16 protein-coding genes are annotated in these 22984 nt (G+C 68.0%); 11 read left to right on the top strand and 5 right to left on the bottom strand.

Annotation, left to right across the window (positions count from 1 at the left end):
- Positions 1–40 precede the first annotated feature (40 nt).
- The 3 genes from GSQ87_RS10430 to GSQ87_RS10440 are packed head-to-tail and all read left to right on the top strand — an operon-like array spanning position 41 to position 3158.
- Positions 41–958, top strand: coding sequence for a DUF4198 domain-containing protein (locus GSQ87_RS10430; protein ID WP_158915387.1), 918 nt, complete (start codon positions 41–43; stop codon positions 956–958).
- A 14-nt stretch (positions 959–972) separates the two neighbouring features.
- Positions 973–2490: a DUF2271 domain-containing protein gene (locus GSQ87_RS10435; protein WP_158915388.1), complete on the top strand. Its 1518-nt coding sequence runs from the start codon at positions 973–975 to the stop codon at positions 2488–2490.
- Entirely contained in the window at positions 2487–3158 is a 672-nt protein-coding gene (locus GSQ87_RS10440) for a PepSY-associated TM helix domain-containing protein (RefSeq protein ID WP_158915389.1), read from the top strand. The genes GSQ87_RS10435 and GSQ87_RS10440 overlap by 4 nt, the downstream gene beginning before the upstream one ends.
- A gap of 33 nt (positions 3159–3191) precedes the next feature.
- Here GSQ87_RS10440 and GSQ87_RS10445 read toward each other — a convergent pair whose 3' ends face one another.
- The 4 genes from GSQ87_RS10445 to xseA form a co-directional block, all read right to left on the bottom strand.
- Complete coding sequence (locus tag GSQ87_RS10445; RefSeq protein ID WP_158915390.1) at positions 3192–3872, bottom strand: Fe2+-dependent dioxygenase; 681 nt, start codon at positions 3870–3872, stop codon at positions 3192–3194.
- A gap of 39 nt (positions 3873–3911) precedes the next feature.
- A complete protein-coding gene (locus tag GSQ87_RS10450; protein ID WP_158915391.1) occupies positions 3912–6296 on the bottom strand; it encodes a TonB-dependent siderophore receptor in 2385 nt (794 codons plus the stop codon).
- 131 nt (positions 6297–6427) lie between these two features.
- Positions 6428–8689: a PQQ-dependent dehydrogenase, methanol/ethanol family gene (locus GSQ87_RS10455; RefSeq protein ID WP_158915392.1), complete on the bottom strand. Its 2262-nt coding sequence runs from the start codon at positions 8687–8689 to the stop codon at positions 6428–6430.
- 169 nt (positions 8690–8858) lie between these two features.
- Positions 8859–10379 carry an exodeoxyribonuclease VII large subunit gene (xseA, locus tag GSQ87_RS10460; protein WP_158915393.1) on the bottom strand — a complete coding sequence of 507 codons (1521 nt, stop codon included), beginning with the start codon at positions 10377–10379 and terminating at the stop codon, positions 8859–8861.
- A 118-nt stretch (positions 10380–10497) separates the two neighbouring features.
- Between xseA and GSQ87_RS10465 the strand changes: the two genes are divergently transcribed.
- The 8 genes from GSQ87_RS10465 (at position 10498) to lepB (ending at position 20751) form a co-directional block, all read left to right on the top strand.
- Positions 10498–11892 carry a chloride channel protein gene (locus GSQ87_RS10465; protein WP_158915394.1) on the top strand — a complete coding sequence of 465 codons (1395 nt, stop codon included), beginning with the start codon at positions 10498–10500 and terminating at the stop codon, positions 11890–11892.
- Positions 11889–13160 (top strand): phosphoribosylamine--glycine ligase, encoded by a 1272-nt coding sequence (gene purD / locus GSQ87_RS10470; protein WP_158915395.1) that lies wholly within the window; start codon positions 11889–11891, stop codon positions 13158–13160. The genes GSQ87_RS10465 and purD overlap by 4 nt, the downstream gene beginning before the upstream one ends.
- Before the next feature lie 23 nt (positions 13161–13183).
- A complete protein-coding gene (locus tag GSQ87_RS10475) occupies positions 13184–13828 on the top strand; it encodes a glutathione S-transferase family protein (RefSeq protein WP_158915396.1) in 645 nt (214 codons plus the stop codon).
- A 242-nt stretch (positions 13829–14070) separates the two neighbouring features.
- Positions 14071–15876, top strand: coding sequence for an acetolactate synthase 3 large subunit (locus tag GSQ87_RS10480; RefSeq protein ID WP_158915397.1), 1806 nt, complete (start codon positions 14071–14073; stop codon positions 15874–15876).
- Positions 15876–16436: an acetolactate synthase small subunit gene (gene ilvN / locus GSQ87_RS10485; protein WP_158915398.1), complete on the top strand. Its 561-nt coding sequence runs from the start codon at positions 15876–15878 to the stop codon at positions 16434–16436. Before GSQ87_RS10480 ends, ilvN begins: the two co-directional genes overlap by 1 nt.
- A gap of 202 nt (positions 16437–16638) precedes the next feature.
- Positions 16639–17658, top strand: a complete 1020-nt coding sequence (gene ilvC, locus GSQ87_RS10490) for a ketol-acid reductoisomerase (RefSeq protein WP_158915399.1) — start codon at positions 16639–16641, stop codon at positions 17656–17658.
- A 521-nt stretch (positions 17659–18179) separates the two neighbouring features.
- Complete coding sequence (locus tag GSQ87_RS10495; protein ID WP_158915400.1) at positions 18180–19763, top strand: alkaline phosphatase; 1584 nt, start codon at positions 18180–18182, stop codon at positions 19761–19763.
- A gap of 97 nt (positions 19764–19860) precedes the next feature.
- On the top strand, positions 19861–20751 hold the full coding sequence (lepB, locus tag GSQ87_RS10500) for a signal peptidase I (protein WP_158915401.1): 891 nt from the start codon (positions 19861–19863) through the stop codon (positions 20749–20751).
- A 21-nt stretch (positions 20752–20772) separates the two neighbouring features.
- Here lepB and GSQ87_RS10505 read toward each other — a convergent pair whose 3' ends face one another.
- Positions 20773–22932 carry a primosomal protein N' gene (locus tag GSQ87_RS10505; protein ID WP_158915402.1) on the bottom strand — a complete coding sequence of 720 codons (2160 nt, stop codon included), beginning with the start codon at positions 22930–22932 and terminating at the stop codon, positions 20773–20775.
- Positions 22933–22984: the final 52 nt, after the last annotated feature.

A 22984-nucleotide genomic window follows, 5' to 3' on the forward strand; every position in this document is an offset into this window, starting at 1 on the left:
AGATGCAATAGGAGATTTGCTTGATTTCCGAGGGATGGTCATGAGAACGAAGGCTCTGGGCGCAGCCGCCGCTGCGGTTTCGGCGCTGGCGCTAGGTGCGCCCCAGGCCGCTCTGGCCCACACGCCCTATCTGCTGCCCAACGCCTTCGACGCCGAGCGGGACCACGTCACCCTGCAAGGCGCGCTGACCGAGGACGACTACTTCAATCCCGACATCGCGCTACGCACCTCGACCTATGTCGAGACCATCCCCAGCGGCGAGCACAGGGAGATCGCCCCGGCCATGGTGCTGAAGGATATGGCGGTGATGGAGGCGCCGCTGCCGGATACGGGCACCTATCGCTTCTCCACCGGCGCCTATGTGGCCCGCAGCGTGAAGATGGTCCAGGTCGGGGGTCGCTGGCTGATGGTGCGTGCGCCGGGCGGTCGCGCGAGACCTGAGGCCGACCACGCCGCCTCAGCCGACATCGCTCAGCCCAAGCCCGATCATGCGCACGAACACAAGGACGAAGACGGCCCACCCGCGATCGCCCCCGCCGACGTGCCCGCCGACGCCAAGACCGTCCAGGTCGAGAACATCCAGACGGCGGAGACCTATGTCTCCAAGGGCGCGCCCACCGAGGCGGCGCTTCGTCCCTCGGGCAAGGGGTTCGAGCTTAAGCCAGTGACCCATCCGAACTCGATCTATGTCGACCAGGGCTTCGCCTTCCAACTGCTGGTCGACGGGGCGCCCGCCGCCGACGTGGGGGTGAGCGTTTACCGATCCGGCGACGTCTACGACGAGCACAAGGTCATGGCCGAGATGAAGACCGACGCCAAGGGCGGCGCGAAGATCGGCTTCGACCGGCCGGGCGTCTACCTGCTGACCGCCCACTACCCCGCCGGCGGCCATACGCCGGACGCCGCGCCCACGGCCAGAAACTACGTCTACAGCCTGACCTTCGAAGTCACGCGCTAAGCCCGGAGCCGTCCATGCGATCCCTTCCCTCCTGGCTGGCGGCCGGCGTCGCCGGCGCCGCCCTGCTGGCTCCGGCTACGGCCGCTCACGCCGCGCCTTATCGCTTCCACTTCGACCATGTGCTGGGGACATCGCTGGATGTCACCGCCATGGCGGGGAACGAGGCTGCGGCCCTGACCGCCCTGACGGCGGCGAAAGCCGAGATCACCCGCCTCGAGGGCCTGCTGAGCGCCTGGCGTCCGGATGCCGAACTCGCGCGGCTGAACGAAGGCGAAACGACCCAGGTGTCGCCGGAGCTGTACGAGGTGCTGACCCGCTGCGAGGCATGGCGGCAGACCACCGGCGGGGCGTTCGACTGCCGCATGGGCGGGCCGCTCCAACTCTGGCGTGGTGCAGAGGCTACAGGTGAAGCAATCGACCGCGACGCCTTGCGAACGTCCGTGTCCACCGCCCAATCCGACATCGGGTTCGAACCGGGCGAACGGCAGGTGCGCCGTCCGGACGGCGTGCGCCTCACCATCGACGGCATGGCCAAGGGCTACATCATCGACGCGGCGATGCGGGCGGCCAAGCGCGCCAGCCCGAGCCTCGCCGGCATGATGATCGATATCGGCGGCGACCTGCGCTGCTGGGGCCGCGCGCCCGAAGCGGCCGGCTGGCGCGTCGGCGTGGCGGCGACGGGAGATGCGGACAACGCCAGCCCGCCCCTGCTGCTGCGCATCGCCGACCGGGCGGTGGCGTCGAGCGGTCGTGGCCAGCGCGACCTCGCCATCCAAGGCTGCGCGGCGTCCTACACCCTGTCCCCGGACTCCGGTGCGCCGGTGGAAGGCGTGACGCGCGCGGTGGTGGTCGCCCGTTCCGCCGCCGACGCCGACGCGCTGGCCACCGCCTTCATGGCCATGGAGCCTAGGCAGGCCTTGGCGTTGGCGAACCGGCTCGACGGCGTCGAGGCCCTGGTGACGCGCGCAGACGGCGTGCAGTACGCCTCCGACGCCTGGAGCGCCGCCGTCGAGCAAGCCCGCCAGCCACACCTGGTTCCGGCGTCGCTGACCACCATGGTCGCGGGCGAAGCCGCAGCCGCCGGCGCGGCGCGGGGCTTCGAGCTGGACCTGACCTACCAGGTGCCCAAGATCGAGGCCGATCCCTATCACGCCCCCTATGTGGTGGCCTGGATCACCGACGCCGACCACAAGCTGATGCGCACGATCCTGCTGCTGGGCCAGAAGCCCCGCTGGGTCCCGGAGAACTATGTCTGGTGGCGCCGCTACGGCCGCGAGACGCCCAATGTCGTCGACGCCATGGCCAAGCCGACCCGCCTGCCCGGCCGCTATACCGCGCACTGGGACGGCAAGGATGAGGCCGGCCACCTCGTCGCGCCCGGCCGTTACATCGTCCACATCGAGGCTTCGCGCGAAAAGGGCGGCCACAGCTATGAGACGCTCGATATCGAGGTCGGCGGCTCGGGTGTGAAGTCCAGCCCGGCCAAGGACGAACTGGGCGCGCTGGACCTGCGCTACGGACCCGCGAAGTGAGCATCCACGAGCGTATCTCCGCGCTGAAGGTCCGCGGCCCATCGCCGGACAAGCGCGGAAACGCCAAGGCCTGGCGGTTCGATAGGGGCGCCTTCTATCGCACGTGCCGGATGCTGCACGCCTATCTGTCGGCCTTCGCCTTCCTGGCGCTGATCTTCTTCGCCTTCACCGGCCTGCTGCTCGATCACCCCAACTGGCTGCAGGGCAAGGCCAGGGACCGGGACGTGAAGCTCACGCTCCCTCCCGCCATCCTCGCCGCCGCCCAGCACGCCCCCGACCCGTCCGCCGCGCTGTCCGCAGCTGTGGCTCGGCGCACGACAATGATCGGCGTCTACAAGAGCGGGGAGATCGAGGACGGCCAGGCCAACCTGCGGCTGGAAGGCGTGAAGGGTTCATCCACCGTGCTGGTCGACCTAAAGAGCGGCGAGGCGGACGTGACGGTGGAGCGCGCGACCGCCACCTCGGTGATCGAAGACCTGCATCGGGGCAAGAACGCCAGCGTCGCCTGGCGAGCTGTGATCGACGTGTCGGCCATCGTGATCCTGGCCCTGTCGCTGATCGGCTACGTGCTGTTCTTCAGCCTCCGCTTCCGGCTGCGCACGAGCCTGATCCTCACGGCAGTGAGTCTCGGGACGCTGCTGGCGATCTTCCTGTTCCTGACGCCGTAATCCCTTCTCCCGCAAGGAGAGAAGGAGACGCGCCTACACCTCCGCCCACATCCTGAGCAGGTTGTGATACGTCGCCGTCAGCCCCAGCACAGCGGAATGCTCGTCGCCTAGAGCCAGACGGGTCTCGCGGATGGCGTTGTCCATCCGGTGCAGCAGGGCGCGCTGGCCGTCGTCCTTGACCATCGACTGGACCCAGAAGAACGAAGCCCAGCGGCTACCACGCGTGATCGGGTTCACCCGATGCAGGCTGGAGGCGGGGTAGAGCACCATGTCCCCTGCGTCGAACTTGACGCTCTGCTCGCCGTAGCTGTCCTCGATCACCAACTCCCCACCGTCGTAGTCTTCGGGCGGAGTCAGAAACAGGGTGCAGGACAGGTCCGTCCTCACCCTGAGGCCGCCCGGCGCGAAGCGGATGGAATTGTCCACGTGGGCGCCGAACCCCATCCCCTCGTCGTAGCGGTTGAACAGCGGCGGGAAGACCCGGAACGGCAGGGCCGCGGACACGAAGGTCTCGTTGCGCCCGAGGGCCGTCAGCACGGTTTGGCCAAGCTCCCGGGCCATCGGATCATCCTCCGGAACCTGCAGATTCCGCTTGGCCAGCGCCGATTGGGCGCCGGCGGTGACACGCCCGTCCACCCACCCTCCCGCACCCAGAGCGGCGCGGAACGCCTCCACCTGCAGAGGGGTCAGCACCTCCTGAACGCGGACCAGCATGAACCTTCGCTTCCTTCAGGCTTCCGACAGAGGCCGGCTCTAGAACTTGGCGCCGAGCGTCAGGACGAAGCTCCGCCCCTGCTCGGGCAACACGCGGTTGGTGTACACCTGGCTGTAGTTGAGCCGGTTGGTCAGGTTATAGCCGTTCAACGACAGGGTGTAATGACTCCAGCGGTACTGGATCAGGCTGCTGTAGTCGATGGTCACCGGGGCGGAATAGATGTTGCCCCCCTGGGCGTTGACGTAGACGTAGTTGGTGTAGACCCGATCCTGGTAGGTGACGCCGCCGCCGACCGTCAGCCCCTTCAGCATCCCCTCGAATTCGTAGGTCGTCCACAGGGTCGCTGCGTTCTTGGGCGTATAGTAGATCGGCTTGCCGACCGAGAAGGTGTTGGGGAATTGGGTGGCGACGCCGTTGATCGTCTGGGTGACGAAGTCCGACAGGATCTTGGTGTCGAGATAGGAGTAGCCGAGGTTGATCGACCACGCCTTGGTGATCTTGCCGACCAGATCCAGCTCCGCGCCACGGATACGCTGCTTCTGGCCCGAATTGGCCAGCAACAGGCTGGGATCGTCGGGGTCCGGCTGCAGGGCGTTGTTCTTGTCGACCTGGAAAATGGCCCCGTCCAGGCCCAGCCGATCATGCAGGAAGCTGAACTTTGCCCCCGCCTCGTAGATCTCGTTCTTCTCGGGCTGCAGGGCCGAACTGGTGACCGCCGCGCTGGCGTCGGCGACCGATGAGCCCTGCGGGGTCGCCGACTTGGCCCAGGAGACGTAGTAGGTCTGCTCGCGATTGGGCTGCAACACCAAGGCGATCTTGGGGTTGACCAGGTCGGAGTCGACCTTCTGGCCGACGATGGCGTTGGCCACGCTGACAGTGTCGTACTTGGCGATGAAGCGGTCGTAACGCAGCGCGCCGACGACGGATAGCCAGGGCGTCAGCCAGAGCTGGTCGTTGACGAAGGCGGCGTAGTCGGCGCCCAGCGAGATGCGGCGTGCATTGGCGGTGGAGACCGAGTTGGCCAGCGACGCCGCCACGTCCTGAAACGGGCTGGCGTCTGACGGCGCGAACACGCTCTTGCTGGCGACCTTGGCGGGTACAAGGACACCGGCGGTGCGGTTGTTGTATTCATAGTTGATGTCGAAGCCGACCACCGCCTCGTTGCGCAGGCCGAACGGCGAGAACTTGATGTGCGCGGCCCCGATGTCCTGGAAGCCGTAGGTATACTGGACGTAGGGCGCCGGGCCGCCGATCCCCACCATGGCGTTGGGGACGCCAGCCTGTAGGAAATCGATGCAATGCGGCGTGGTCGCCGTGCCGCTGATGGCGGGCGAGCTGCAAGTGGACTGCGTCGCCAGGAAGTCGCGGGTGTAGTAGCCGGCGCGCGCGTCGTCGGTGAAACTCAACGCATCCGATTGCCTGTTGCTGAATCGGGCGGTGAGCATGTGGGCGTCGGTGACGTCGTGGTCGGCGCTGAAGCCGTAGTTGGTCGAGCGGTCCACGCCAAGTTCGGTCAGCGGGCGGGCGAACGCGCCCGATATGATCGTCTCCGGCGCGCCTGTGGAGCTGATGGCCGCGACCGGCGCGCCGCCCACCAGGGCGAGCGGGACGCCGTAGTCCGGCCGGTCGTTGTTGTGCTGGTAGAAGTAGCCGAGCGTGAGCTGGGTGTTGGTCCCCAACCCGAAGGCGATGGACGGGGCCACGCCCCAGCGGTCGTAACGGCTGTCGTCGCGATCCACCGTCTTGGTGTCGTTGCCCATCACCACCAGCCGCACCGCGGTGGTGTCGTTGATGCGGCGGTCCACATCCACGTCGCCGCGATAGTAGTTCCCCATGCCCGCGGCGATATCGGCGCTGTAGACCTCCTTGAGCGTCGGGGTCTTGGAGACCACGTTGATCGCCGCGCCTGTCGTCCCACGCCCGAAAGCGGTGGCGGAGGGCCCCTTCAGGACCTGCACCTCTTCGTCGTCGAAGCTGTCGCGCACATAGGCGCCGAAGTCCTTCAGCCCGTCGATGTAGATATCGTCCTTGGCGTCCTGGCCGCGGATCTTGAACTGGTCGCCGTTCAGCGTCCCGCCTTCACCGATGGCCACGGTGATGCCGGGCACGTTGCGCAACGCTTGTTCAAGCGTGGTGATCTTCTGCTGCTCGATCAGTTGCTGGGAGATGATCTGGATCGCCTGGGGCGTGTCCTTGACCTTGCCGGTCATGGTCCCGAGGTTGATCTGGTCGGTTTCGGAATTTCCTTTATCGGCGGTGACGACGACATCGGCCACTCGGGCGGCCGGGCCGCTCGCGGTCGCCGCCTCCCCGTTCGCAACCGCTGCGCTTGCGGTCTGCGCCAGCAGAGCGGCGGAAATGCCGATCAGCGCCGCCGTCCCAAGCGTCAATCCCCGTTCGCCCTCGAATGTCTTCGAATTCATCACCCGCCCCAGATAACTGTAAATGCGAGTCGTTCTCACCATGCGGGCGGCATGCGATCAAGTGAAAATGCGCATCACTCGCAAATTATAGATGCGGAGTGCGGCAAGCGAGCGAGCTTAACGCAGGCTCGCTAAGAGGCGGCTTTCGCCCTTTCCCCCTGGTCGCGATAGGCTTTGCGCGCTTCATCGACGACATAGGCGCGGATCGCATCCACGTCCCCGGATGTCAGCGTGTCCCTGAACGCGCCCATGCCGCCCTTGGCCATCAGCCCATCGAGGACGACGCGCCGAAACGTCGCCGGATCGTCGGTCCCGTCGCCGAACCGCCGCAGGTCCGGCGCCACCGCCACCCCGAAATGGTGGCACCGCCCGCAGTTCGAGGCGTAGAGCTTCGCACCCTCGGCGATCTGCTCGGGCGACGCCGCCTGTAGGGGCGGCTTCTGGAACGGCTGAAGCCGGCGGAGCGGCGGCTTGGGCGTCTCCGCGGCGCCGTCGAGCTTGAACACCAGGATGCGGCCGGTGTTCTGGTACTTGGCCGCCGCGCTGTTTGGCGGGAACGGCGAGCCCACCATGGCGCCGCCATAGCCCGCCATCACCGCCACGTACTGCACCCCGTCGACCATGTACGCGCACGGCGCGGCCATGATCCCGGAACCCGTTTCGATGGTCTTCAGCAGCCTGCCGGTGTCGGCCGCATAGACCTGCAACTTCCCGTCCGCCTGCCCCTGGAACACCAGGTTGCCGGCCGTAGACATCACGCCGCCGTCGAACAGCGTATAATCGGCGGAGGACTGGCGGCTCCAGATCGTTTTCCGTGCAATCGGGTCCCAGGCCTTGAGCACCGCGCGCACGGTCTCCTTGCCCGTGCCCTTGTTGACCGCCGGTCCCTTCGGCAGCTTACCGAACAGCGGCCTCCAGTCGTCGGGGCGATAGTCTTTGTCCGGGACCAGGATAGAGGTTCCGAACAGGCCGTCGATGTGATCCACCGCCGCGCGGTTGCGCTTGAGATCGATCATGATCATCGGCGACTCCAGCACCGGGATATAGACGAGCTTCGTTCGCGGGTCGTAGGACATCGGCTGCCAGTCGTGGCCGCCACCCCAGAACGGATAGATCAGTTTTGGTCCCTTGCTGTAGTCCGCATCTCCGCTGAAGATCGGCCGGAAATTCCGGTCCAGGCCCTTGGACCAATTCAGGTAGGTGTATGGCTGGATCGAGATCGGCTTCCCGGTCTCGCGATCCAGCACATAGAAATAGCCGTTCTTGGGCGCCTGCATGATCACCTTGCGCACGCGACCGCCGATCGGGAGATCGGCCAGAATCATTTTCTGGGTCGCGCCATAGTCCCAGTTGTCTCCAGGCGTTGTCTGGTAGTGCCAAGCCAGCCGTCCGGTCTTGGCGTTCACCGCGACGATAGAGGACAGATAGAGGTTGTCGCCGCCGCTCGGGCTACGGTCATGACCGTTGTAGGGCGAGGAATTGCCCACCCCGAGATAGACCAGATTCAGATCGGCGTCGTAGGCCATGCCATCCCACACCGTCCCGCCACCCTGGAAGCGTGGATCGCGTTTCGGGTCCCAGGTCTTGGCCGCGGCCGACATTTCCGGCGTCTGCTGCGCCTCGCCAGGCTTGGGTACGGTGTAGAAGCGCCAGCGCATCCTCCCCGTGGCCAGGTCGTAGGCGCTGACATAGCCGCGCACCCCGCCGACCCCGATATCGGCCCCGGCGTTGCCGATCACCACTAAGTCACGCGTGAGCTGCGGCGCGCCGCTGACGGTGTAGGGCAAGCTGTGGTCGACGATGGTGTCCACGCGCCAAACCGGCTTGCCCGTCCGCGCGTCGAGCGCGAACAGCCGACCGTCCAGCGAAGCGACGAATACCTTGCCGTCGCGCACCGCCACGCCCCGGTTGACCACGTCGCAACAGGCGTAGCGCGCGGCCTGCCCGCTTCCCCCTCCTCCGCCCTGCTTCTGGGGATCGAAGGTCCAGATCGGCGCGCCGGTCACAGCGTTCAGGGCGTAGACCGCGCCCCAGTTTCCCGAGGCGTACATCACCCCGTCCACCACCACCGGCGTCATCTCCAGCCCACGGGAGGTATGGGTCTGGTAGGCCCAGGCGAAGCCCAGCCCGGAGACGTTGCGGTCGTTGATCTGGCTCAGCGGCGAGTAGTAGCCACCGGAGTTGTCCCGCCCACCCGCGAACCACTGGCCCGGCTCCCGGTCGGCATGCAACAGCCTTGCCAGGTCCACGCGGCCATAGGTGGTCGGGACTGAAGGCGCGACGGACTTCCCGGCCCGCCCCGAGCAGCCCACTAGCGCCACGGCGGCGGCCAACACCGTCACCGCAAACACAGAGCGCCGTCCACGCCCGAACAGGCGAAACGTCTTCGTCAATCCGAGCATCGAAACCCTGAACCTGGACGCGATCGTGCCGAGACCGCGCCTCGCAGAGGCCAGGCCGTCGTTACAGCGACTTCAAAAGGTGCACGGTGGCGGCCTTAGGGTTGGATTGTGGCGGTTGGTTGCGGGCTCTTTGCCGGCAAGACGTAATGCCCTTCGCGCCTCAGAACAGGCTGCCTTGGTCGACCGGCGTCGAGGCGGCGCGACGAACCGGCTTGGGTGTGACGACGGGAGGCGGAGCCTCGCCTTCGATACGCGCGCCCACCGCCGTGTCGGCGAAGTGCAGCGCCACGAGCTCACCCGGATGAAGCTCCGCGCCGAGGCGCACCAACCGTCCATCGGCGCGATGCACGCGGGCGAACCCCAGTCCCAACGGCCGGTTCGGATCGAGGGAGGCGCGCAGCTTGTCCGCACCCGACAGCCGCTCCGACGCACGCCGCAATCCGCGCTCGACCGCGCCTTGCAGCCGCCCTTCCAGTTCTGGCAAGCGGGCGCGGTGGGCGGCGACATCGGGGACGCGGCGGGCGGCGGTCTCCAGCCGGTTCGACAACTCGGCCAGCCGCTCGGCCTTCACCTGCTGCGGACGGCCCAACAGGGCGGGCGTGAGCCGGGCGCCGGCCCGCATCAGGTCACGCTCATGGGCGTTGGCGTTGCGTTCAAGCGCCGCGCCCAACCGTCCGGCCGCCAGGTCGTAGCGTTGGCTGGCCAGGGCCAGCAGATCGGCCGGGCGCGGCAAGCCCCGGCTGGTCGCCGCCAGATGATTGCGGCGGGTCTCCAGCCCATTGTGGACCGTGCGCATAGCGCGGCGTGCATAGTCCATCACCGCCGCCCGCAGTTCGCTCAGCACCGGGGTGGCGATCTCGGCGGCGGCGGTGGGCGTGGGCGCACGGCGGTCGGAGACGAAGTCGATCAGGGTGGTGTCGGTCTCGTGGCCCACCGCCGAGATCAGCGGGATGACGCTCTCGGCCACCGCACGCGCGAGCGCCTCGTCGTTGAACGGCCACAGGTCCTCAATCGAGCCGCCGCCCCGCGCCACGATCAGCAGGTCTGGCCGCGCGATCGGGCCGCCCACGGACAGCGCATTGAAGCCGCGCACGGCGGCGGCGACCTGGGCGGCGGCCTGCTCGCCCTGCACCACCACCGGCCAGACCAGCACGTGCGCCGGCCAGCGGTCGGTGATGCGATGCAGGATGTCGCGGATCACCGCGCCCGTAGGGCTGGTCACCACTCCAATCACGGTGGGGTGGGCCGGCAACGGCCGCTTGCGGGTGGGCTCGAACAGGCCCTCCTCGCGCAGCCTGGCCTTCAGCCGCTCGAGCTGAGCCAGTAGGGCGCCGACGCCGGCGGGCTCCAGGCTCTCGATCACCATCTGGTAGGAGGAGCGAGCGGGATAGGTGGTGATCTTGCCCGTGGCGATCACCTCCAGCCCCTGCTCCGGCTGGGCCTTCAGGGTGCGCACGCTGCCCTTCCAGATCACCGCGTCGATGCTGGCCTTGTCGTCCTTCAGCGTCAGGTAGACGTGGCCGGAGGCGTGACGGGTCACCTTGGACACCTCGCCGCGCAGCCGCACGAAGCCGTAGGCGTCCTCCAGCGTCCGCTTCAGGGCGAAGGCCAGCTCCGAAACGGAATAGGCCTGGGCGTTATTGGTGGTGTCCGCGGCGGGGGCGGGCGGGGATTCGCTCATGACCCTAGGATAGGACCTGGGCCGCCGAGCCGCGAGGCTTGTCGCGCGGACGCATCGTCTTGGATTTCCGGGTTCACGCCCTCGTGACCTCGCCGCCCGGCCCTGCCTATAAAGACCAATGAGCTTCACGGATCGATTGAGGCTGGTCCTGCCCAGCCGCGCCAGCTCCTACGAGCGGCGGCGGATGCGCCTGCGGGCGCGACGCACCCAGCGGCTGGTCGTGATCGTGGCGGGATCGGTCGCGGCAGGCGCGGCGGCGGTGCTGTTCGCCAAGCTGGCGGATCGGGCGCAGGACCTGCACACCTACCTGGGGTCCATTTCCAAGTATGGCGTGATCGTGCTGTTGCCCATCGGCCTGCCCCTGGCGGTGTGGCTGACGCGCAAGTTCGCGCCCGAGGCCGCCGGCAGCGGCATCCCCCAGATCATCGCCGCCGCCGAGGGCCAGCGCACCATGGCGCCTGGTAAGGACCCGCGCACCTCGCTGAAGACGGCGGTCTGCAAGATCGCCGTCTGCGCCTTCCTGCTGGTCTGCGGCGCCTCCATCGGGCGCGAGGGGCCGACGGTGCAGGTGACCGCCGCCATCGTCTATGCCCTGGGGGCCCGGTTCTATGGCGGGTCGGGTCGGCGCGCCCTGCTGATCGCGGGCGGGGCGGCCGGGGTGGCGGCGGCCTTCAACACGCCGATCGCCGGGGTGGTGTTCGCGGTAGAGGAACTGGCCAAGGGATTCGACCGCCGCTCCAACACCGTGGTGATCCTGGTGGTGGTCGCGGCGGGCGTGGCGGCCTACGCCATGGCTGGCAACTACGCCTATTTCGGCGGGCTGCGCGGATCGACCGCCCTCGCCTCGTCCTGGCTCGCCGCGCCGATCCTGGGCGTGGTCTGCGGCGCGTTCGGCGGCCTGTTCTCACGACTGCTGGCGAGCGTGATCGGCCCCAAGCCCAACCGGGTGGGGCGCTGGAAGGCGCGAAAGCCCGTGGTGTTCGCGTTTTGCTGCGGACTGGTCGCGGCCGTTGCGGCCTGGTTGTCGCGCGGGCTGAGCTACGGCGCCGGCTATCAAGAGACCGCCTCGCTGCTGGCGGGACATCCGGGGCGCGGTCTGCCGCTGGCCAGCTTCAAGTTCATCGCCAGCCTGGCGGCGGCGGGATCGGGCGCGCCGGGCGGCATCTTCTCGCCCTCGCTGGCGACGGGCGCGGGCGTCGGCGCCCTGTTCAGCCACATGCTGCCCTTTTTCTCCGGGCGCGACACCATCGTGCTCGGCATGGCGGCCTATCTGGCCGGCGTGGTCCAGGCCCCGCTGACCAGCGCCATCATCCTGATGGAGATGACCCGCGACCCCGGCCTCGTCGGGCCGCTGATGCTGTCGACCCTGATCGCGCGCGAGGTCTCCTCGCGCATCATGCCCGAGCCGATCTACCATCTGCTTTCCCACACCTGGCGCGGGCGCGGCCCCAAGGCGCCGCAGGCCAAGCCGGTTGACGCGGAGCCGGCTCCGCTCCAGACGCCTCGAGCATGAACATCCTGCTGGTGGGCGCAGGCGGGCGCGAGCACGCCCTGGCCTGGAAGATCGCCCAATCCCCGCTCCTGACCCGCTTGGTCGTCGCGCCCGGCAACCCCGGTATCGCCAAGCTGGCCGAGACGCGCCAGGTCGCCGCCGACAACGTGGACGGGCTGGTCGCCCTGGCGCAGGAGATCGCGGCCGACCTGGTGGTCGTCGGTCCCGAGGCGGTGCTGGAAAAGGGCCTGGCCGACCGGCTGGAGGCGCTGGGTGTCCCCTGTTTCGGCCCCACCGCCGCCGCCGCCCGGCTGGAAAGCTCCAAGGCCTTCACCAAGGCCTTCGCCGAGCGGCACAAGCTGCCCACCGCCGGCTTCGTGGTGGTCGAGACGCCGGACGGGATCGAGACGGCGCTGGATCGGTTCGAACCGCCCTACGTGCTGAAGGCCGACGGGCTGGCGGCCGGCAAGGGCGTGGTGATCGCCGCCGACCGCGACGAGGCTTTGGCCGCCGCGCACGAGATGCTGGGCGGTCGTTTCGGCCAGGCCGGCGCGCGGCTGGTGGTCGAGGAATTCATGGCCGGCGAGGAAGCGTCCCTGTTCGCCCTGTGCGACGGGAAGACCGCCCTGCTGTTCGGCGCCGCCCAGGACCACAAGCGCGCCTATGACGGCGACACCGGGCCGAACACCGGCGGCATGGGGACCTATTCCCCCGCGCCCGTGCTCACGGCCGGGATCGAGCAGGTCGCCTACGATCGCATGATCGCTCCGACGATGGCCGGCATGGCGGCGGAGGGTTCCCCCTTCAAAGGCGTGCTGTTCGCGGGGCTGATGCTGGACCGGAACGGCCCGCGCCTGGTGGAGTACAACGCCCGCTTCGGCGACCCGGAATGCCAGGTGCTGATGCTGCGGCTGGAGAGCGACCTGCTGCCCTACCTGCACGCCGCAGCCCTCGGCCGGCTGGCCGAAATGCCGCCGCTGGTTTGGCGCGACACGGCCGCGATCTGCGTGGTGCTGGCCGCCGAGGGCTATCCCGACGCCCCGATCAAGGGCGCGATCGTCTCCGGTGCCGAGGCCGACTTCGGGCCCCATGTGATGGTTTTCCACGCGGGTACGGCGCACGACGCGCAGGGACGCCTGATCGTCAGCGGCGGGCGGGTACTGAACGTCTGCGCCAGCGGCGCCACCCTGGCCGAGGCGCGCGACCAGGCCTATGCGGCGGTGGCCGCCATCCACCTGCCCGGCGGATTCCACCGCAGCGACATCGGCTGGCGGGCGTTGAACGGCTAGAGGTTCGAGAGACGCAGACCGGCATGTACACGCTCTACGGCTACAAGCGTTCCGGCTCGGTCGCGGTGGAGGCGGCCCTGACCCTGATCGGCGCGCCGTACCGGCTGATCGACGCCGCGCTCTGGGGCGACGCCGAGGCGCAGAACCGCGCCCGCGCGGCCAACCCCCTGGCCCAGGTCCCCGCCCTGATCACGCCCTCCGGCGAGCTGATGACCGAGAGCGCGGCCATCCTGATCTGGCTGGCGGACAGCCATCCCGAAGCCGCCCTGTCGCCGACGCTCGACGCGACCGAGCGCCCGGCCTTCCTGCGTTGGATGGCCTATGTGGCGGCGGAGATCTATGCGCTCTATTGGGTGCGCGACGACCTCTCGCGGCTGGCCGCCGACGAGGCGCACCAGGCGATGATCGACCAGCGCACCCGCGAGCGCATCTCCTTCTGCTGGCGGATGATGGACACCCAGATCACGCCCGGCCGCTTCCTGGTGGGTGAAACCCTCAGCGTGCTGGACCTCTACGTGGCCGTGGTCTCGCGCTGGAAACCGGGCCGAGCACGGTTTTACGAAGAGGCGCCGAAATTGGCCGAAGTGGTGCGCCGCGTCGACGACCATCCTCGCCTGACGGAGCTTTGGAGCGGGCGCTTCCCGACAGCCGATGGACACGAAGGGTAAGTTCTTGCGCCCAAGTCGACGCTTGACCCTGGCGGACGCTCGGGCTACCTCCTTTTCCACCCTATTGGAGCAATGAACGTGCGGAAGCGCATCGTACTTACTGGAGCGGCCCTGAACGTATGACCCCCTGGTCATGCGAGCACGGTCGCTCATCCCAAGGCCCTCCGGGGCCTTTTTTCATGCCCTGAACACAACTCGCCCCAGACACACCAGTCCAAACCCCGACCAGTCGGATAGTCGCCATGACGGCCCACCAGATCATCGCCGAAGCCACCGCCCAGACCGCGCCCGACACCGCGGTCGAGACTCTTACGGGTGCGGAGATCGTGGTGCGCGCGCTCGTAGACCAGGGGGTGGACACTCTGTTCGGCTATCCGGGCGGGGCGGTGCTGCCGATCTACGACGCCCTGTTCCACGAGCCCCGGCTAAAGCACATCCTGGTCCGCCACGAGCAGGGCGCCACCCACGCGGCCGAGGGCTACGCCCGCTCGACCGGCAAGCCCGGCGTGGTGCTGGTGACCTCCGGCCCCGGCGCGACCAACGCCGTGACCGGGATCGTCGACGCCCTGATGGACTCCATTCCCCTGGTGGTGATCACCGGCCAGGTCCCCACCCACCTGATCGGGTCGGACGCCTTCCAGGAGTGCGACACGGTCGGCATCACCCGCTCGGCCACCAAGCACAACGTGCTGGTCCGCCGGGTCGAGGACCTGCCGCGCGCCATCCACGAAGCCTTCCACATCGCCACCACCGGCCGACCCGGCCCGGTGCTGATCGACATCCCCAAGGACGTGCAGTTCGCCAGCGGACCTTACACCGGCCCCGATGCGGTTCGCTTCCGCCACGCCTATGCCCCGCGTCTTCGCGACGATTCCTCTCGCGTGCGGGAGGCGGTGGAGCTGATCGCCGGCGCCCGACGGCCGATCTTCTACACCGGCGGCGGGGTCATCAACGCCGGTCCCCAGGCCAGCCGGTCGCTCCGGGCCTTCGCCAGGGCCGTGGACGCGCCGGTGACCTCCACCCTGATGGGCCTGGGCGCATTTCCGTCCGACGATCCGCAATGGCTGGGCATGGTCGGCATGCATGGCGCCTTCGAGGCCAACCACGCCATGCACGACTGCGACGTGATGGTGTGCGTGGGCGCGCGCTTCGACGACCGGGTGACTGGACGGCTCGACGCCTTCTCGCCCGGCTCCAAGAAGATCCACATCGACATCGACCCCTCCTCCATCGGCAAGATCGTGCGCGCCGATATCGGCATTATCGGCGATGCGGGCGAGGTGCTGGACCAAATGCTGGAGGCCTGGGGCGGGCGGCGGGCGGCCAACCTGTCGCCCTGGTGGACCCAGATCGACCAGTGGCGCGCGCGCAAGGGCTTCGCCTATGCGCCGTCGAGCACGGTGATCAAGCCCCAATACGCGGTCGAGCGGCTGTACGCCCTGACCCGTGGGCGCGACGTCTACATCTCCACCGAGGTCGGCCAGCACCAGATGTGGGCGGCCCAGTTCTTCCACTTCCAGGAGCCCAACCGCTGGATGACCTCCGGGGGCCTGGGCACCATGGGCTATGGCCTGCCGGCCGCCGTGGGTATCCAGGTGGCGCATCCGGACGCCCTGGTGATCGACATCGCCGGCGAGGCCTCGGTGCAGATGACCATGCAGGAGATCTCCACCGCGGTTCAGTACGAACTGCCGATCAAGGTCTTCATCCTCAACAACGAGTGGATGGGCATGGTGCGCCAGTGGCAGCAGCTGCTGCACGGCGAGCGCTACAGCCACTCGTACTCCTCCTCCCTGCCCGACTTCGTGAAACTGGCCGAGGCCTACGGGGCGGTCGGCCTGCGGGCCACGACCCCCGACGAACTGGACGCCAAGATTCTGCAGATGATCGACACGCCGCGACCTGTGATCTTCGACTGTCGGGTGGAAAAGGCGGAGAACTGCCTGCCGATGATCCCGTCGGGCAAGGCGCACAACGACATGATCCTGGCCGATATGGCGCGTGACATGGGCTCGGTGATCGAAGACGCCGGCAAAGGGCTTGTCTGATGACCGAAACCCTCCCCGCCGACAGCGCCGGTTCGGCCTACTTCCTCGACTTCGAGACCGGCGACGAGCGGCGCGCCACCTTCGCGGTGATCGTCGACAACGAGCCCGGCGTGCTCCACCGGGTGGTCGGGCTGTTCTCGGCGCGCGGCTACAATATCGAGAGCCTGACGGTGGCCGAAACCGACCGGGCGGTGCACACCTCGCGCATCACCATCGTCACCCGTGGCCGCGAGGGCGTGCTCGCCCAGATCCGCGCCCAGCTCGGCAAGATCGTGCAGGTGCGCGCGGTGATGGAGGTCGGCGGCGACGCCCGCTGGGTCGAGCGCGAGCTGGCCCTGGTCAAGGTGCGCGGGACCGGCGACGCGCGGGTCGAGACCCTGCGGATCGCGGAGATCTTCCGCGCCCGGGTGATCGACACCGACGTCGACAGCTTCGTGCTCGAGCTCACTGGCGCGCCGGACAAGATCGACAAGTTCGAGATGCTGATGCGCCCGCTCGGCCTGGTCGAGGTGTCGCGCACCGGCGTCCTCTCCATCGCCCGCGGCGGCGAGCGGGTGTGATGACTGTGCTTGCTATTCCCTCCCCCTCGAAGGGGGAGGGCCAGGGTGGGGGTGTAGCCACCGCGGCCGACGAACGCATTGATGAGGCGGCGACGCCATCTGCGCCCTTCGCCATCAGCGGCGGACACACCCCCATCCCCACCCTTCCCCCTTCGAGGGGGAAGGAGACAATTCAATAACTTAGATCAACGGAGCCTACCCCATGCGTGTCTATTACGATCGCGACGCCGACCTCGCCCGTATCCTGGACAAGAAGATCGCCATCGTCGGCTACGGCAGCCAGGGTCACGCCCATGCGCTGAACCTGCGCGACAGCGGCGCGAAGAACCTGGCCGTCGGCCTGCGTCCCGGCTCCGCCTCCGCCAAGAAGGCCGAGGGCGAGGGCCTGAAGGTCATGAGCGTGGCCGAGGCCGCCGCCTGGGCCGACGTGGTGATGATGCTCACCCCCGACGAGCACCAGCGCGACATCTATGCGTCTGAGATCGCCCCCAACATCCGCGACGGCGCGGCCTTGATGTTCGCCCACGGCCTGAACATCCACTTCCGCCTGATCGAGCCCAAGGACACCATCGACGTGCTGATGGTCGCCCCCAAGGGTCCCGGCCACACCGTGCGCGGCGAGTACCAGAAGGGCGGCGGCGTGCCCTGCCTGATCGCGGTGCACAAGGACGCTTCCGGCCAGGCGATGGATGTGGGCCTGGCCTACGCCTCCGCCATCGGCGGCGGCCGGTCCGGCGTGATCGAGACCAACTTCCGCGAGGAATGCGAGACCGACCTGTTCGGCGAGCAGGCGGTGCTCTGCGGCGGCCTGGTCGAACTGATCCGCGCCGGCTTCGAGACCCTGGTCGAGGCGGGCTACGCCCCCGAGATGGCCTATTTCGAGTGCCTGCACGAGGTGAAGCTGATCGTGGACCTGATCTACGAGGGCGGCATCGCCAACATGAACTACTCCATCTCCAACACCGCCGAGTTCGGCGAATACGTCACCGGCCCGCGCATCATCACCGACGAGACCAAGGCGGAGATGAAGCGGGTGCTAAAGGACATCCAGGAAGGCCGCTTCGTGCGCGACTTCATGCTGGAGAACGCCGCCGGCCAGCCCGCGCTGAAGGCCCGCCGGTCGCTGCTGGCCGAACACGGCATCGAGCAGGTGGGCGAACGCCTGCGCGCGATGATGCCCTGGATCGGCAAGGGCAAGCTGGTCGACAAGACCCGCAACTAGGGATGCGATGTCGGGCGGCGGCTTACAATGCCGCCGCCCGTTTGCAGACCTCAAGAAAGGTCTGCTCCGGGTGGTTAGTTGCCACCTTTAGATGGCGAATGCCTTCCAGCAATCCACCAAGAAAACACAATGAATGGCAACAGGATCAGGAACGGCCAAAACGCATCTGCTTGGCCTTCTAAGTTCGCAACGCCGATAAGAATCCACACGCTAGCGTTTGCACCCGCCCCAACTGCGCCTAACAACGCCCAACCTTTCCAATGAGAGGGCATCCAGCTCCACGAGACTGAGCGGAACCAGATTTCTCGACCTTCCTTGTTTACTTGTGCGGTCATTATGGCCTCGGTTTAGGCGTGTAGTGTATCCCAACGTGCACCCTAGCCCAACACGCGCCGAGTGCGCCTTGGGTCGTTAGCCGACATCGCCGCCTCGGCTGAAACCGGCCTTCCGCCGCCTGTCACATCACCGTTTCACGCCGCCGCTAACCTCGACTCGTTACAATCTAACGGGCGGGCCAGGCGATGAGCGGGACGGGTTTCCAACGAGGCGGCGCGAGCCGTCGGGGCGTGCTGGCGGGCATGGCGGCGGGGCTGGCGGCGCCGGCCATCGTGCGGGCCCAGACCCTGTTCGTGGACACGCCGTTCCAGCTGGGGGTCGCCTCGGGCGATCCGTCGCCGGATGGCTTTGTGATCTGGACCCGGCTGGCCCCCAGGCCGCTGGAGCAGCACGGCGGCATGCCGATGGCCCCGGTCGAGGTGGACTACGAGGTCGCCGCCGACGAACGCTTCAAGACCGTCGTCGCCAAGGGCTCGACCCTCGCGCGCCCCGAACTCGGCCACTCGGTCCACGTGGAAATCGCCGGCCTGCAGCCGCATCGCCCCTACTGGTATCGCTTCCACATCGGGCGCGAGCGCAGCCTGACCGGGCGCGCCCGCACCCTCCCCGCCCCCGGCTCGGCGCTGGAGCGCGTGCGCTTCGTGGCCGGCGGCTGCCAGAACTACGAACAGGGGCTCTACACCGCCTACCGCCATGTGGCCGAAGAGGACCTCGACTTCTTCTGGCACTATGGCGACTACATCTACGAGGAGCGGGCCACCCCCACCGCGACCGACCATGCGTCGGGCCTGCCGATCCCGCCCATCCGCGTACATGTCGGCGACGAGCCCTACAGCCTGGACGACTACCGGCTGCGCTACGCTCAGTACAAGCTCGACACCGACCTGCAGGCCGCCCACGCCGCCCATAGCTGGTGGGTCACCTGGGACGACCACGAGATCGACAACAACTGGGCCAGCCAGTGGGACCAGGACGGCACCCCGCCGGAGATCTTCAACCTGCGCCGCCAGGCCGCCGCCCAGGCCTATTACGAGAACATGCCGCTCAGGAAGACCTCGTTCCCACATGGGACGGCGATCCAGATCTTCCGCCGCGCGGCCTATGGCGACCTGCTGAACGCCCACTTCCTCGACACCCGCCAGTTCCGCATGGACCAGCCCTGCGGCGACAACTTCAAGCCGGTCTGTCCCGAAGCCCTGGCCAGCGACCGCACCATCATGGGGGCGGAAGAAGAGCGCTGGCTGTTCGACGGCCTGGCCAAGAGCCCCACCCGCTGGAACCTGATCGCCAACCAGGTGATGATGATGCCGCTGGACCGCCGCTACGCCGACCAACACGAGGCGATCTGGAACATGGATTCCTGGGCCGGCTACCCCGCCGCCCGCAAGCGTCTGCTCGACCACATCGAGGCGCACGACATCAAGAACGTGGTGGTGGCCACCGGCGACGAGCACCAGAACTACGCTGGCGAATTGCGCTCGGGCGGACGACCGGACGGCAAGACCCTGGCGGTGGAGTTCGTCGCCACCTCGATCAGCTCCGGCGGCGACGGCTCGGACCTGCGCAAGGGCAGCGATGTCATCCTGGCCAACAACCCGCACCTGAAGTTCGTCAACGACCAGCGCGGCTATGCGGTGTGCGACGTCGGCCGCGACGTCTGGAAGACCGACTTCCGCGTGGTCGACGCCGTCAGCCGCCCCAGCGCCAAGATCGCCACCCGAGCCAGCTTCGCGGTGGAGCGTGGGGCGCCGGGGCTGAAGCCGGCTTGATCAGCCTTCCTGGAGTAAACCGCCGACAAAGGAGGGCTTGGGCAGAGACAGAAGCTAAAAATTTTGCGATCTATTGGCGAAAGAGGTGGGGTAGCCAATGCAGGGAAATAAGGCCAGACCGTTCATAGCGGCTGCTTTGAACGTCGTTATGTTCCCGCTTGGCTATCTGTACCTAGGCGCATGGCGATTCGCTGCAATTTTACTCACCGCATCGTTCGTCGTTTTTGGCATTTCATATTATTGGTCGATAGCAAACCCACCTGGAATATATGCACTTCCGAGCCAAATCATTGCACCAATCTGTTTTACGATTGGATTCGCCTCAGCTATACACGCCTTCACGCTCGGTCGTCGCGACGAGTACGCCCTCAGTCTGCCGAAACGATTCGGCGGAATGGCGCTGGGCCTTCTGGTGTTGGGGGTGCTGGCGTTACTGGTCCGAGCCGTCAATCCCGAACCCGTGTACAGTGTAAGCTCGGAGGCGATGCAGCCGACCTTGAAAAAGGGCGACATCCTAGCGGTCCACGGGATACGTGCTCTGTGTAGACCGGCTCGCCCAAGACTAGGGGACGTGGTGAATTGGCGCCGCCCGGGCCAGCCTCTTCGCTACCTGGACAGGGTCATCGCCGGCCCTGGCGACTCATTGAGCTTTCAAGGGAGGACGCCGGTGTTGAACGGTCGTCCGGTCTCGGAACAGGCCGCCGGCGTGATAGCCGCCACGCCTATCTCGGGAGATATTCCGATCGACCTTGCCCGCGAGACGCTCCCCGACGGCGCCTCCTACATCGTCCAGCACTTCCCACAGGATATTCCGAACGCCTATCCCTCGGTCCGGCTCGGTCAAGATCAGTGGTACCTTATGGGCGACAATCGGGAAGACGCCCTGGATTCAAGACAGTACGGCCCGGTCTCAAGCTCGGCGATATGCGGGGTCGCCTTTGAATACGTGCGCGCACATGATCCGCATCTGAATGGGAAGAAGCCGTAGGCCCAGCGCGCGGGAAGCGATTCACAAGAAACTGTACGGGTCCACGTCCACCGTCATCCGTACCGCGCCAGGGACCTTCACCCGTGCGCGCCAAGCTTCCAGATAGGCCTGGATGTTGACCCGGCGGTCGGCACGGACCAGCAGGCGCTTGCGGCGACGGCCGCGGATCAGGGCCAGCGGCGCGTCGGCGGGGCCGTAGACCTCCACCCCGTCCGCCGAGGGCGCGGCGGCGGCGAGCGCCTTGGCGAAGGCGTCGAGCTTGGCGAAGTCTGGGCTGGACAGGATCACCGCCGCCAGCCGGCCATAGGGCGGCAGGCCCGACAGCTCGCGCATCTCCGCCTCCGCCGCCAGGAAGCCGTCGCGATCGCCGGCCTTCAGCGCCCCCATCACCTGGTGCTCGGGCGCATAGGTCTGGATCAGGGCGCGGCCGGGCCGTTCCGCCCGCCCCGCCCGTCCCGCCACCTGGGCCAGCAGCTGGTAGGTGCGCTCAGCCGCGCGCAGGTCGCCGCCCTTTAGGCCCAGGTCAGCGTCGACCACCCCCACCAGGGTCAGGCCGGGGAAGTTGTGGCCCTTGGCGGCGGCCTGGGTGGCGACCAGGATGTCGATCTCGCCCCCGGCCATCCGCCCGACCATCTCGCGCGCCCCGGCGGCGTCCATCACCGTATCCGACGAGAACACCGCCACCCGCGCCTCGGGGAACAGGCCGCGCGCCTCCTCCTCCAGCCGCTCGACGCCAGGGCCGATGGCGGTCAGCGAATCCTTGGTCCCGCAGTGCGGACAGGCCGCGGGCTTGGGCATGGAGAAGCCGGTCAGGTGGCAAACCAGCCGATTGGAATAGCGGTGCTCGACCAGCCAGGAGTCGGTGTCGGGCGCAGTCATCCGCTCTCCGCAGGCCTTGCACAGCACCAGCGGCGCATAGCCCCGGCGGTTGAGGAACAGCAGCGATTGCTCGCCTCGCCCGTACGTCTCGGCCATGGCGGCGACCAGGCGCGGCGACAGCCAGCGACCGCGCTCGGGCGGGGCCTCGCGCATGTCGATCAGCTCGATCTCGGGCAGGCGCGCGACCCCGTGTCGGGAAGACAGGCGAATCCAGGTGTAGCGCCCGCCCTGGGCGTTCCAGATGCTCTCCAGCGACGGCGTGGCCGAGGCCAGCACCACCGTCGCAGCCTCGATCTTGGCGCGGACCACAGCCAGGTCGCGGGCGTGGTAGATGAAGCCGTCCTCCTGCTTGAACGAGGCGTCGTGCTCCTCGTCGACCACGATCAGGCGCAGATTCGGGAACGGTAGGAACAGCGCCGAGCGGGCGCCGATGACGATCCGACAACGGCCAGCGACCACCGCCTCCCAGACACGCCTGCGCCTGGGCGGGGCGATGCCGGAATGCCACTCGGCCGGCTCCGCGCCGAAGCGGGCGGCGAAGCGGGCGATCACCGCCTGGGTCAGGGCGATCTCGGGCAGCAGCACCAGCACCTGGGCGGCCGGATCTGCGCGCAGCACGGCGGCGACGGCCTCCAGGTAGACCTCGGTCTTGCCCGAGCCGGTGACCCCGTCGAGCAGGGCGACCTGGAAATCGCCGGCCTGGGTCAGCTTGACCAGGATGTCGGCGGCGGCGGCCTGGCTCGGGTTGAGGTCGAAGGCCGGTAGGGCGGGATCGGGCTCGGAAAAGGCGGCCTGCTCCTGGGCGAACACGACTTCCAGGGCGCCGTCGTCGATCAGCCCCTTGATCACACCCGCCGACACCTCGGCCGCCGCCGCGAGCGCGGCGGCGCGCATGGGCTGGGTCGCGGCTTTCAGCACGCGTTCGCGGGCGGGCGTCGTCCGGAACGGCGCAGCGCCGGTGGCCTGCACCAGCCGCTCGGGCGCGGGTTGGGAGGCGCGCAGGCCGCGCAACGCCATGGCCAGGGCCTCGCCCGGCGGCTCGCAGGCGTAGCGGGCCGCCCAGTCCACAAAGGCCAGGGTGTTGGCCGGCAGGGCGGCGTCGTCCAGACGAGCGGCGATGGGCTTGAGCGGACGGTTGACCCCGTGGGCGTCGCGCAGCTCGGTCACCACGCCGCGCACCAACCTTGGGCCGAGCGGGGCGGCGACGTGATCGCCTACGGAGAGGCTGATCTCCTCGGGCACTGCGTAGTCGAACGCTTCCGGCAGGGGCAAGGGCAGCAGGACGCGGGCGACGAAGGGCATTGGCGGTGTTCTACGCTCAACGGAGGGCGAGCGCGAAGCGGCGTTGTGGCGG

This window comes from Caulobacter sp. S45, from assembly GCF_009765965.1.
Taxonomy (GTDB): Bacteria; Pseudomonadota; Alphaproteobacteria; order Caulobacterales; family Caulobacteraceae; genus CAHJWH01.

Bases quoted from the DNA above. Each gene is read 5' to 3' on its own strand.
- GSQ87_RS10430 (WP_158915387.1), top strand. From the start codon at position 41: ATGAGAACGAAGGCTCTGGGCGCAGCCGCCGCTGCGGTTTCGGCGCTG.
- GSQ87_RS10435 (WP_158915388.1), top strand. From the start codon at position 973: ATGCGATCCCTTCCCTCCTGGCTGGCGGCCGGCGTCGCCGGCGCCGCC.
- GSQ87_RS10445 (WP_158915390.1), bottom strand. From the start codon at position 3,872: ATGCTGGTCCGCGTTCAGGAGGTGCTGACCCCTCTGCAGGTGGAGGCG.
- GSQ87_RS10450 (WP_158915391.1), bottom strand. From the start codon at position 6,296: ATGAATTCGAAGACATTCGAGGGCGAACGGGGATTGACGCTTGGGACG.
- xseA (WP_158915393.1), bottom strand. From the start codon at position 10,379: ATGAGCGAATCCCCGCCCGCCCCCGCCGCGGACACCACCAATAACGCC.
- GSQ87_RS10465 (WP_158915394.1), top strand. From the start codon at position 10,498: ATGAGCTTCACGGATCGATTGAGGCTGGTCCTGCCCAGCCGCGCCAGC.
- purD (WP_158915395.1), top strand. From the start codon at position 11,889: ATGAACATCCTGCTGGTGGGCGCAGGCGGGCGCGAGCACGCCCTGGCC.
- GSQ87_RS10475 (WP_158915396.1), top strand. From the start codon at position 13,184: ATGTACACGCTCTACGGCTACAAGCGTTCCGGCTCGGTCGCGGTGGAG.
- GSQ87_RS10480 (WP_158915397.1), top strand. From the start codon at position 14,071: ATGACGGCCCACCAGATCATCGCCGAAGCCACCGCCCAGACCGCGCCC.
- ilvN (WP_158915398.1), top strand. From the start codon at position 15,876: ATGACCGAAACCCTCCCCGCCGACAGCGCCGGTTCGGCCTACTTCCTC.
- ilvC (WP_158915399.1), top strand. From the start codon at position 16,639: ATGCGTGTCTATTACGATCGCGACGCCGACCTCGCCCGTATCCTGGAC.
- GSQ87_RS10495 (WP_158915400.1), top strand. From the start codon at position 18,180: ATGAGCGGGACGGGTTTCCAACGAGGCGGCGCGAGCCGTCGGGGCGTG.
- lepB (WP_158915401.1), top strand. From the start codon at position 19,861: ATGCAGGGAAATAAGGCCAGACCGTTCATAGCGGCTGCTTTGAACGTC.
- GSQ87_RS10505 (WP_158915402.1), bottom strand. From the start codon at position 22,932: ATGCCCTTCGTCGCCCGCGTCCTGCTGCCCTTGCCCCTGCCGGAAGCG.